The sequence below is a fragment of the Micromonospora sp. NPDC049051 genome (assembly GCF_043197575.1).
In the GTDB taxonomy this organism is placed as follows: Bacteria; Actinomycetota; Actinomycetes; order Mycobacteriales; family Micromonosporaceae; genus Micromonospora.
The window spans coordinates 628,160-639,225 of record NZ_JBICTL010000002.1; the positions used below are offsets into that span (position 1 = coordinate 628,160).

At 72.4% G+C, this 11,066-nt stretch carries 8 protein-coding genes and 5 tRNA genes; 6 read left to right on the top strand and 7 right to left on the bottom strand.

Translation table 11 applies throughout. From position 1 onward, the window contains the following. Positions 1 to 3 precede the first annotated feature (3 nt). On the top strand, positions 4 to 993 hold the full coding sequence (locus ACGFIR_RS10060; protein WP_393144344.1) for an Acg family FMN-binding oxidoreductase: 990 nt from the start codon (positions 4 to 6) through the stop codon (positions 991 to 993). Positions 994 to 1,295: 302 nt separating this feature from the next. On the opposite strand, the gene ACGFIR_RS10065 is transcribed toward ACGFIR_RS10060, so the two are convergent. Next, positions 1,296 to 2,297 (bottom strand): NAD-dependent epimerase/dehydratase family protein, encoded by a 1,002-nt coding sequence (locus ACGFIR_RS10065; protein WP_393144346.1) that lies wholly within the window; start codon positions 2,295 to 2,297, stop codon positions 1,296 to 1,298. Between the two features lie 276 nt (positions 2,298 to 2,573). On the opposite strand from ACGFIR_RS10065, the gene ACGFIR_RS10070 reads away from it, so the two are divergent. Further along, positions 2,574 to 2,948 (top strand): hypothetical protein, encoded by a 375-nt coding sequence (locus ACGFIR_RS10070; RefSeq protein ID WP_393144348.1) that lies wholly within the window; start codon positions 2,574 to 2,576, stop codon positions 2,946 to 2,948. Then, positions 2,948 to 6,514 carry an AAA domain-containing protein gene (locus ACGFIR_RS10075; protein WP_393144350.1) on the top strand — a complete coding sequence of 1,189 codons (3,567 nt, stop codon included), beginning with the start codon at positions 2,948 to 2,950 and terminating at the stop codon, positions 6,512 to 6,514. Before ACGFIR_RS10070 ends, ACGFIR_RS10075 begins: the two co-directional genes overlap by 1 nt. A gap of 24 nt (positions 6,515 to 6,538) precedes the next feature. Here the strand turns inward: ACGFIR_RS10075 and ACGFIR_RS10080 are convergent. After that, positions 6,539 to 6,613, bottom strand: a tRNA-Val gene (locus tag ACGFIR_RS10080). A gap of 48 nt (positions 6,614 to 6,661) precedes the next feature. Beyond that, a tRNA-Gly gene (locus tag ACGFIR_RS10085) sits at positions 6,662 to 6,734 on the bottom strand. A 185-nt stretch (positions 6,735 to 6,919) separates the two neighbouring features. Between ACGFIR_RS10085 and ACGFIR_RS10090 the strand changes: the two genes are divergently transcribed. Beyond that, positions 6,920 to 7,159, top strand: coding sequence for a DUF6458 family protein (locus ACGFIR_RS10090; RefSeq protein ID WP_393003922.1), 240 nt, complete (start codon positions 6,920 to 6,922; stop codon positions 7,157 to 7,159). Between the two features lie 612 nt (positions 7,160 to 7,771). Here the strand turns inward: ACGFIR_RS10090 and ACGFIR_RS10095 are convergent. From ACGFIR_RS10095 to ACGFIR_RS10105, 3 genes are all read right to left on the bottom strand, one after another. Next, positions 7,772 to 7,846: transfer RNA gene (locus tag ACGFIR_RS10095), tRNA-Val, on the bottom strand. 13 nt (positions 7,847 to 7,859) lie between these two features. Beyond that, positions 7,860 to 7,930, bottom strand: a tRNA-Cys gene (locus tag ACGFIR_RS10100). A gap of 34 nt (positions 7,931 to 7,964) precedes the next feature. Further along, a tRNA-Gly gene (locus ACGFIR_RS10105) sits at positions 7,965 to 8,037 on the bottom strand. 297 nt (positions 8,038 to 8,334) lie between these two features. Here ACGFIR_RS10105 and ACGFIR_RS10110 point away from each other — a divergent pair. Together ACGFIR_RS10110 and ACGFIR_RS10115 are read left to right on the top strand one after the other, a co-directional pair. Beyond that, positions 8,335 to 8,937, top strand: coding sequence for a TetR/AcrR family transcriptional regulator (locus ACGFIR_RS10110; RefSeq protein WP_393003924.1), 603 nt, complete (start codon positions 8,335 to 8,337; stop codon positions 8,935 to 8,937). Positions 8,938 to 9,125: 188 nt separating this feature from the next. Then, on the top strand, positions 9,126 to 9,701 hold the full coding sequence (locus ACGFIR_RS10115; protein WP_393003926.1) for a TIGR03086 family metal-binding protein: 576 nt from the start codon (positions 9,126 to 9,128) through the stop codon (positions 9,699 to 9,701). A gap of 149 nt (positions 9,702 to 9,850) precedes the next feature. On the opposite strand, the gene ACGFIR_RS10120 is transcribed toward ACGFIR_RS10115, so the two are convergent. Then, the gene (locus ACGFIR_RS10120; protein ID WP_393144352.1) at positions 9,851 to 11,029 is read right to left on the bottom strand and encodes an alkane 1-monooxygenase; all 1,179 of its coding nucleotides are present in this window, start codon (positions 11,027 to 11,029) and stop codon (positions 9,851 to 9,853) included. Positions 11,030 to 11,066 lie beyond the last annotated feature (37 nt).

Sequence of the window (11,066 nt, forward strand, 5' to 3'; positions counted from 1 at the left end):
ACCATGGACACCGGCTTCACCGTCGAGCAGCTACGGGCCGCCGCCACCGACGCCGTCCGCGCGCCGTCGCTGCACAACACCCAGCCGTGGCGGTTCCGGCTGCGCGACGGCGGCATCGAGGTGCTCGTCGATCCGGCCCGCCGGCTGCCGGCCACCGACCCGAACGGCTGGGGCGTCCGGATCGCCTGCGGGGCGGCGCTGTTCAACCTGCGGCTCGCCCTGGCCGTGGCCGGCACCCCCGCGAAGGTACGGCTGCGCCCCTGCCCGGCCGAGCCGGACGTGGTGGCCCGGCTGGTCCCGGACGTGCCGCGCCGCCCCACCCCCGCCGAGCAGGCGTTGCACTCGGCCATCCCCCGCCGGTTCAGCAACCGCGCGCCGTTCTGGCCCGACCCGGTGCCCGCCGACGCCCGCTGGCGCCTCGCCGAGGCGGCCCGCGCCGAGCAGTGCTGGCTGGAGATGCTGGTCGGGGTCAGCGCCGTGAACGCGTTCGCCGAGATCGCCCACAGCGCCCACCGGGTGCTGGAGCGCAGCCCGGAGTACCGCACCGAACGCCAGGAGTGGGTACGCGCCACGCCCGCCCCGGACGGGATCCCGGCCGCGTCGGGCGGCCCGCAGGGCGAGCCGCAGGACCTGCTGCCGTCGCGGGGCTTCGGCGGCCTGGACCGGCCGCCGGGGCGGGACTTCGAGCCGGAGCCGCTGGTCGCGGTGCTCGGCTCGCCCGGCAACACGGCGGTCGACCAGGTCGTGGCCGGGCAGGCGTTGCAGCGGGTGCTGCTGACCGCCACGGACTCAGGGCTGTCGGTGTCGATGCTGTCCCAGCCGATCGAGGTGCCGTCGGCGCGGGAGCAGCTGCGGCTGTCGCTGGGCCGGTTCGGCCCGCCGCAGATGGTGATGCGCATCGGCTACGGCCAGCCGGGCCGACCGACCCCGCGCCGCGACGTGGACGAGGTGCTCGACGTGTTCGCCAAGGCGGTCGCGAAGACCGCCAGCTGAGCGGTACGGCGCACCGGGGCCGGTGACGGGCACCCGCCACCGGCCCCGGGGGGCGTGACTACCGGTAGCTCCAGACCACCGGCCGGGCCTTGTAGATCGCCGCCCCGGAGAGGTAGCGGTTGCCGACGTAGGAACCGTTCAGCACGAACCTTCCCGTTGACGGGCCCCGTCGGGACGTTGGCGGGTGCGGCCCGCACCACACTTACAGCGTTCGAACATATGCGTTCGGTGACCGAATGGCATCGACGGCGTCGGATGGGCGACGGCACGTCAGGGCGCGCTTCTGCCGCGTCGAGGCCGCCTCAGCAGTCGGCCGTGGAGAGCAGTGCCGCCTCCCGGTCGGGGTCGAGCCCGACCGGGGCGCGCTGCGGGCGCCCGGCCCGCAGCGGGACCGTACCCACCTCCCGCAGCCATGCCCAGGTGTCCGCGACCGTCTCGGCCACCGGGCGGCAGGTCAACCCGGCCGCGTACGCCCGCTCGACGGCGCGCTCCTGCACCCAGCGGTACTCGTGCCCGGCCGGGACCCAGATCGGCAGCTCGTTCCACGGCTCCACGCCGGCGGCCAGGATCGGCCCCGGGTCGGTCCAGCGCAGCCGGGCGTCGGCGCCGGTGGCCGCGACGCAGGCGTCGAGCAGTTCCCCCATCGTCGCGTGCCCGGGGCGGCTCACCGCGTTGAACGTCCCGCCCGGGCCCGCCGCGCCCAGGTCCAGCATCCAGCCCGCCAGGTCCCGCACGTCGACGTACTGCACCGGCAGGTCGACCGGGCCCGGCGCCAGCACGTCCCCGCCCCGCGCAATGCGCGTCAGCCACCAGGGCAGCCGGCCGATGTCCTCCCCCGGCCCGAGGATCAGCCCGGCCCGCGCGATCAGCGCCCGCTCGCCGAACGTCTCCCGCACGGCCCGCTCGGCGCCGGCCTTGTTGGTCGGGTAGCCGCCCTCGTCGGCGTCCGGCTCCGCGTCCACCACCGGAGCGTCCTCGTCCACCCCGGCTGCGACGGGCCGCGCGTAGACGGATCCGCTGGAGACGTAGACGTACCGGCCGACCCGGTCGACCAGCGCGCGGGCGGCGTCGCGCGCCGCGCGGGGCGCGCCGTCCCAGGTGTCGACCACCAGGTCCCACTCGCCGTCCGCGAGCGCCGCCAGGCCGCCGGGCGCGCTCCGGTCACCCCGCAACCGGTGTACGCCCTCCGGCGTCGCCCCGTGCAGCCCCCGGTTGAACACGGTCACCGTCCAGCCCCGACGTACCGCCTCGGCGACCGTCGCGCCGCCCACGAATCCCGTCCCGCCCAGCACCAGCAGTCTCATGCACTCCACTGTGCCCGCTCCGGGCGACGCTCCGGTCCCGTGTTCACGGTCAGCGGATCTGCCCACGGCAGAGCCCGGCCGGACAACATTGGTCCGAAGTGGACGGCGGACGCCGCTGGCCGGGTGCGGGAAGAGATGTCTCACAGCGCGCATCCGGCTCGCCCGACAGGGCAGGACCGCCCACGGCGCTCGTCGGGAACCCGACACGTCCGCCCTCGGCGCGCCGTCATTCCGTAGCGTTCCGGGTGCTTTCGGTTGGGTCTGGGGGAGGCACGGGTGTCCGAGGTCGTCGTTGAGGTCAGTTTCACGCCGCTGCCGGAGGACGACGACTTCGTCCTCGACCAGCTGACTGACGAACTCGTGGAGGACCTGGGCGACATCGGCGAGGTGCGGCGGCTCGAGGTGCCCACCGGCCCTGACAGCAAGGGCGTCGGCGAGGTCGTGCTGGCCACCGTGGCCGCGGTCGCCGGTGCCGACCCGGGCTACGCGCAGGCACTCGTGGACCTGGTGGTGGGCTTCCTCAACCGCAACCAGGGTCGCCGGGCACACCTGAAGATCGGTGCCGTCGAGCTGACCATCGACCAGGCGACCAAGGCGGAGACCGCCCAGCTGATCGACCTCGTCCGTGATGCGATCGAGCATTCCCGCTGATGGGTCGGCACGCCCTGGTGCTCGGCACGGCGACCTACCACGCCGCCCCGAAGCTCACCGCGCTGCCCGGCGTCCGGCAGGACGTCGAACAGGTGCGGACCGTGCTGGACAGCGACGGCGACTTCGACAGCGTCGACGCCCACGTCGACCTGCCCGCGGCGCGGATGAAGCAGGTCGTCGAGGAGTTCTACGGCGCCCGGCGCACCGGTGATCTCGCGCTCTTCTACTACTCCGGCCACGGCATCCAGCACGACGACCGGCAGTCCCTCTTCTTCGGCACCATCGACACCGATACGACGCTGCTGCACACCACGGCGTTCGATGTCGAGGGCGTCCTGCGGCACATGCTCAACCACACGAAGGCCAGCCAGAAGGTGGTCCTGCTGGACTGCTGCTTCTCGGGCTCGTTCACCGCCCGTCACCGGTTCAGCGCCGGCGTGCGGCAGGAGCCCCGGCGTCTCAAGCGCGAGCGTGGCACGTTCATGCTCCAGTCGAGCAGCCATCTGAAGGCGTCGAAGGCGCAGGGCCCGGACCGGCCCTCGGTCTTCACCGAGGTCCTGCTCACCGGCCTCCGCGGTGCGGCTCGAGCGACCGCTGAGGACGGCTGGCTCACCGCGAGCGACCTCTCCCGGTACGCGATGACTGAGATGTCACGTCGCCGGGAGGAGAAGCCGGTCGAGTCGAGCGAAGGTGTCACCGACCCGATCCCGCTGGTCGCGGGGTCGGACGAACGGCCACAGCGGAGCCCGGGTGTACGGAGCGACGAGCCGGAGGACGCACCTTTCGACACCGAGCGGTGGCGTCGTCTGCTCAACTACCACGTCGCCTGCCTGCAACGCTCCGCCGTCCTTCAGTTCTTCGTGAACCCGGCGAACAAGGACTCGTACCTCGCTGCGCCCGCGGGCCGGGAGATCATGCTCTCGGCCACCGAGCCGGTCGCGCTGAAGGAGCGCGGCCAGCGGCTGGCCGGGCTGGCCGAGGCGGGTGGCCGCTGCCTGCAGTACGGCTACCCGATCGTGGCGTTGCAGCAGAAGGGCACCCAGCACGTACGACTGGCGCCCCTGCTCGTCTCAGACCTGATCGTGGGGGACGACGGGTTGGCACACCCGGCGCCGCCGCAGCCCAGTCCGGCCCTGATCGACCATTTCCAGCTGGCTGCGGTCGAGGCGGACGAACTGCGGCAGGCAGTGGCCGAACGACTCGTCCCCGGCGAGCACAAGTCCCTCGCCGAGGTGGCCGATCTGGTGGCGAACACGTTCGGGCTGAAGCCGGTGTCCGCCCTCGACCCGGAGAACCTCGTCGGGACCGTCAACCGCGGACCCGTCAACCGGGTGCAGAACGCCGGAATGCTGTTCGCCGCAGGCAGCGCGGAGTCCCCTGAGCGACAGCTCATTGAGGACCTGCAGGACATCGTCAAGAACGCGGGGAAGATCGCATCGACCGCACTCGGTACGTTATCGAGCGGTGTCGTGGTCGGGGCGGATGCGCAGGATGCCGACGTCCTGACGGTGGCGTTGAGTGCGGTCAACGAGACTCAGGAGGACGTCATCCGGGCGGCGATGAGCCGACCCCTGACTGTCGCGCAGGGGCCGCCCGGCACCGGCAAGAGCCAACTGGTGACCGCCTTGCTGGCGACCGCCACGGCCGCCGGGCAGAGCGTGCTGATCGGCTCGACCAACAACCGGGCTGTCGACGAGGTCGTCGAGCGGGTCACCGGCATGGTCGGCCCGGGCCTGGTGCTGCGTACCGGGAACAAGGAGTACCGGCAGCAGGAGCCGCAGTACCTCGCCGAGGTGATGCAGGCATGGCCGCCGCCGGTGCCGGCGGCCGGCGGACCGGCCAACGAGCTACGACTCGTGGCGCAGGAGATCACGCGGTTACGCGAGGATCTCGACGAGCGTCGCCGCCTCGAACGGGATCTCGCCGACCTCGCCTTCGAACGGGACCGTTCACTCGCCGACACCGACGACGCCGTCCTGGCCAAGCTGGTCGACCTCACCGACCGGGCACTGACAAGCCGATGGTTCGGGTGGTGGTATCGCAGGCGACTGCGGTCGCGAGGCGTGTTCGACCGGGATGCGATCACCGCCCTCGGCGAACAGGCGGTCATCGAGCAGTGCTGGCGCGAGCGACGCCGACGACTCCGGTCCCGGCCGGGCACCGCCGAAGAAGTCTGGAGGCGGCTACGGACGCTGCAACGCGACACCAGACCCGAGCACAGCGACCAACTGGTGCGGGCCCAGATCGCCGCCCGGGTGGCCGGCAACACGACCCTGCTGCGCAACCGCGCCGACGAGATGGCCAAGCCGGAAGCAAGAAGCTGGGCCTACATGAGCGAGCTTCTCGCCGCGCTACCGGGTTGGGCGGTCACCGCGATGTCGGCCCGCCGGCTGCTGCCCAGGGCGGGGCTGTTCGACCTGGTGATCATCGACGAGGCCGCCCAGTGCACCGTCGCTGCCATCCTCCCGATGCTCTACCGGGCGAAACGCGCCCTGATCATCGGCGACCCGCGGCAGCTCACACCGGTCGTCGAGCTCTCCGACAGCGACGACCGGGGCGAGCAGGCCCGCGCCGGGCTCGGACACGAGTGGCTGACCAGCCGGCGGCTCACCCACCGGAACCACTCGGCGTACGAGGCGTTCGCGACCGCGGCGGGCAGCACCATCCTGCTCGACGAGCACTACCGCTGCCACCCGGAGATCATCGACGCCCCGAACCGGGTCGTCTACCAGAACCGGCTGACGGTTCTCACCGACCCGGCCCGGCTGGCCGCGCCGGCCGAGTCCGCCACCCGCTGGGTGGACGTGTCCGGCCGCTTCACCCGAGGCGCCACAGGTTCCGGCCGCAACGCTGACGAGGTTCACGCCGTGGTGGGCGAGGTCCAGCGGCTGCGCAAGGAGTACCCGGGCGTCACGATCGGCGTGGTGACGCCCCTGGCCGAGCAGCAGCGGATCCTCGACCGCGCGCTCCAGGACGCCGGCCTCGCCGACGACCTGCGGTGCGCGACCATCCACAAGTTTCAGGGCAGCGAGGAGGACATCATGGTCGTCTCGCCCGTCGGCGCTCACGGCATCAGCGAGCGCACCCGTGGCTGGCTCGTCGAGCAGACGAACCTGTGGAACGTGGCGATCACCCGCGCCAGGTCCCAGCTGATCGTCGTGGGTGACCGTTCGTGGTGGTCCGGGCAACGCGGACTGCTGGCCGATCTCGCCAGCCCGCCCGCGCCGACGGCCACGGACGCCGGCCTCGACGCGCGGCCCGTCGACCAACTGATCGCCGGCCTACGCGACGCCGGACTGACAGTGCGTTGGGGCACGCCACTGCCGGGTTATCCGGTCGACCTCACGCTCAGCCTTCGCGACAGGAGCCTCGCGGTGCTTGTCGACGATCCCGAGGGTGACCCGGACGGAAGACCGCTACGGCGGATCCTGAGCAGGCTCGACATCGTCGCCGCAGCCACGGAGGTCAGGCGGGTACCGGCCTGGCGCTGTCTCGCCGAACCGGAGCAGGTGGTGAAGGAACTGCGTGACGCAGTCGAGGGAGGCACTCGCAAGGGCGACGTCTGATCACCGTTCGGCAGGGAAGACAGCTGGTGGGCGATACTGGGTTTGAACCAGTGACCTCTTCCGTGTCAAGGAAGCGCGCTCCCACTGCGCCAATCGCCCGGGGTGACCGCCCGACCCGGCAGGCCGGATCACGAGGGGCGGATCGCGAGCGGACGACGGGATTCGAACCCGCGACCCTCACCTTGGCAAGGTGATGCGCTACCAGCTGCGCTACGTCCGCGTGTCACCGGTGTTCCTCGGCGACGGGGGCAACTCTACCCGACGGCAAGATCGCTTGGCACGCCACCCCGCCCGTCCGGCCCACGTCCCCCGCCGCCGGCCCGGCATCGCGGTGGTTGCGCTGGCCACCCACGGGGTAATGAGGTCCATCGACAGCACACCACATCCCTGACGAAGGAGGCTGTCGTGGGTATCGGCACCAGCATCTTCCTGATCGCGCTCGGCGCGATCCTCACCTTCGCGCTCGATGCGAGCCTCGGCGGCCTCAACCTCGACGTCGTCGGCTGGATCCTGATGGCGGCCGGCGTGCTCGGCCTCATCATGACCACGCTCATCTGGGGCCGCCGCCGCCAGGTGGTCAGCACGACCGAGCCCGTCGAGTACCGGCGGGTCGAGGAGCGCCGGGACGTCGCCCCGCCCCTCTGACGCTCATCCACGCGGCCGCCGGAGCTGAACGGTCGCGCAATGCACTGCCGACGTGCCGGTCGCCCGGAGCAGGGTGGCCGGCACATCGCGTCCGCCAGCCGTACGACCAGCCCCGGCGCCCGACAGACGAACGGCGGACGGCGGACGGCGAACGGCGGATGGCGGACGGCGGACGGCGAACGGCGAACGGCGGACGGCGGACGGCGAGGCATGCTGCCGTATCGACGCTGTCGAGCTGATGTCACAGACGACTCAAGCCCCGACCGGTGACCTCCGCGGAGCCGCCCCCGGCCCCGGGCCGAAGCAGTCGCCTGCCAGCGCCGGCGGTGATGTCGCAGGTGGTGGGCACGGACCCTGCTCGCCGCCGTGATCGCCCGGGCGATGATGTCGTAGACGACTCACCTCGACAGGCACACCCACGAGGCACCGCCCGGCCCATCTCAAGCCAGGGCCACGAGGCACCGCCCGTCCTCGGCGAACTGGCCCACCGGTCCGCCGCCGGTGGCCGCGGGTGCACCCCGCCGTGGCCGTCGGCGTTGGCGCAGTCACGAGAGCTCGGCACAGGCGGGAAACGACGAAGGCCCGTCACCGAATGGTGACGGGCCTTCGTGTTGGTGGGCGATACTGGGTTTGAACCAGTGACCTCTTCCGTGTCAAGGAAGCGCGCTCCCACTGCGCCAATCGCCCTCGCTTCTTGCCGAGGTGGGGACGGGATTTGAACCCGCGTACACGGCTTTGCAGGCCGTTGCCTCGCCTCTCGGCCACCCCACCGAGGTTGCCCCCGTCATGCGTGGCGGCAGCTCCGAGCGGACGACGGGATTCGAACCCGCGACCCTCACCTTGGCAAGGTGATGCGCTACCAGCTGCGCTACGTCCGCTTGTCTCCGGCGTTAACCGGTGACGGGTGAGAACTTTAGCCGAGCCGGCGAGCGGTTGCCAAATCGGGGTGACGCCCGGCGCGTCAGGCAGGTAGCCACCGGGCGCCAGCGGTGGCGGAACGGGTGAGGGGCCTCCCTCGGCCTAGGCTTCCTAGGAGGATGAGCCGGCTTCGCCCGCAGGGTCTGGGCGATCCACCCGGATGCGGGCCCGAACTGTCCGGCTTCCGACTGTCGTGAGCGCAAACGGGCCGTCATCCGTAACTGCTCGTGTTCGTCCGAATGGGCTACGGTAACGGCGTGACGAGACGTGCGGCCGAGATCCGCCTGGATGCCCTGCTGCGCACGGCCTGTGACGTGATCGTGGAGCGTGGTCTGGCCAACACCCGCACGGCCGACGTGGCGCAGGCCGCAGGCGTGAGCCAGGCACTGGTCTTCTACCACTTCGCCACCAAGGATCGGCTGCTCGCGCAGGCCTTCGCGTACGCGGTCGAGCAGGATCTGGCCCGGCTGGACGCGGTGATGCGGTCCAGCGCCCCGCCCCTGACCAAGCTCCGCCGGATCGTGCGGCTCTACACACCGGCGGGCCGGGCGACGTCCTGGGCCATGTGGATCGACGGCTGGGCGGAGTCGCTGCGTACCCCGGAGCTGGAGAAGGTCTCCCGCCGGCTCGACCTGCGCTGGCGCGAGGACCTGGCGAAGGTCATCTCGGACGGGGTCCGCGAGGGCACCTTCGAGTGCGCCGACCCCGCAGGGGCGGCGTGGCGGATCAGCGCGGTGATGGACGGGTTGGCGGTGCAGCTCGCGGTGCACGAGCGGGTCATCTCCCGCCGGCAGTTCGCCGAGTGGGTACGCCTGCTCACCGCCCGCGAGCTGGGGCTGGACCCGGCACAGCTGGACTGACCGGGGCGACGGCCACGCCTGGGCCGTCGCTGACGGCCGAGGTCGCCGCTGACCGGGTCGCCGCTGAAGGCCCGGATCGCCGCTGACGGCTGGGCAGCGGGGAGGCCGACCGGGCGAGACCCGCGAGCACGACCGCGAAGCGGGGCAAAACAGCTCGGCTCTCGGGGGCAGCCGGAACAATCGTCGGCATGGACCCGCTGGAGACGTACCGCCGCAGCCTGGCCGACTTCACCGACCGCGTGGAGCAGGTCGGCCCCGGCCAGTGGTCGGACCCGACCCCCTGTCCCGACTGGGACGTGCGGACGCTGGTCAACCACGTGGTGGGCGAGGACCGCTGGAGCGTCGCGTTGCTCGCGGGGCGAACGATCGAAGAGGTGGGCGACCGCTACGACGGCGACGTGCTCGGCCCGGACCCGGCCGGCGCGGCCCGGGAGGCGGCGGGGCAGGCCGAGCTGGCCTTCACCCACCCCGGGGCGCTGGAGCGTACCGTCGCGCTCTCCTCCGGCGAGACGCCCGCCGACGAGTACCTGCACCAGCTGATCGCGGAGCACCTCATCCACGGCTGGGACCTCGCCGTGGCGATCGGCGCGGACCCCCGGCTGGACGCCGACGCGGTCGCCGAGTGCGCGCGGTGGTTCAGCCGGCGAATCGGTGAGTACCAGCGGGGTCGGCTGGTCCGGCCGGAGGTCGACGTGCCGGCGCGGGCGGACGAGCAGGACCGCCTGCTCGCCGCGTTCGGCCGCGACCCCGGCTGGACGCCCTGAGCCACCACTGCGCGACCCCGGCCGGGACGCGGCGACGCGTGGAACCGACCTCCGGCACGGCCGTCCGGTGAGCCGGCGCGCGGGCCCGCGGCCGTCCGACGGGCGGAGGCCCCGGCCCGGCCGTCAGACGGCCGGGTGCCCCTTGGGCGTCAGGCGGCTGCCTGGCCCTGGCGCCAGCGCCGCAGCAGCCGGCGCCGGGCCGGCGGATGGACGTTGGCGAGCGTCAGGTCCCCGCCGTAGTGGGCAAGCACCCGGTGGTCCATCAACCGGCGCCACACCGGCGGCACCAGGGCGGCCACCACCATCGTGGCGTAGCCGGCGGGCAGTTGCGGGGAGGACTCGAAGGTCCGCAGGGTCTGGTAGCGGCGCAGCGGGTTGGCGTGGTGGTCGCTGTGCCGCTGGAGCTGGAACAGGAAGATGTTGGTCACGCTGCGGTCGCTGTTCCAGCTGTGCCGGGGGTCGACCTTCTCGTAGCGGCCGGCGGAGGTGCGCTGCCGGGCCAGCCCGTAGTGCTCCAGGTAGTTGACCACCTCGAGCAGGGAGAACCCGACCACCGCCTGGAGCGCCAGGAACGGCAGCACGCCCGGGCCGAAGGCGACGGCGAGCGCCGCGTAGAGCACGAGGGTCATCGCGAACGCGTTGAGGACGTCGTTGCGCCAGGTCCACGGGCTGCGGCCCCGGACGCGGAACCGGCTGGTCTCCAGCCGCCACGCCGAGCGCAGCCCGCCTGAGACCGTACGCGGCCAGAACGCCCAGAAGCTCTCCCCCAGCCGCGCGCTGGCCGGGTCCTCGGGCGTGGCGACGCGCGTGTGGTGGCCCCGGTTGTGCTCGACGTAGAAGTGCCCGTACGCCGCCGGCGCGAGGGCGATCTTGGACAGCCAGCGCTCCACGGTCTCCCGTTTGTGGCCGAGTTCGTGGGCCGTGTTGATGGCGATGCCGTCGACCACCCCGATCGTGACGATCAGGCCGACCGCGCCGGCCACCGTCAGGTCGCCCCGGGCCCAGACCGCGCAGCAGAGCACCAGGGCCGCGTACTGGGCGGGCAGGTAGAGGTAGGTCAGCCAGCGGTAGTAGCGGTCGGCGGCCAGCCGGGGCACCGCCTCGTCGGGCGGGTTGCACCGGTCCTCGCCGACCAGCATGTCGACCACCGGGATCAGGACGAACACGGCGGCGGGGGTGAGCCACCAGGCCCAGGCGTCGCCGGTGGCCCGCCAGACCAGCCAGGCGTCGAAGGGCAGTGCCGGGACGACCAGCGCCAGCGGCCACCAGGGGCGGCGCACGTCCCGCCAGTCGGCGGTGGCGCCCGTGGTTGCGGGGTCGACGGCCATGGACAGTCTCCGATCTGTCGCAGCCTTCCTCCGACTG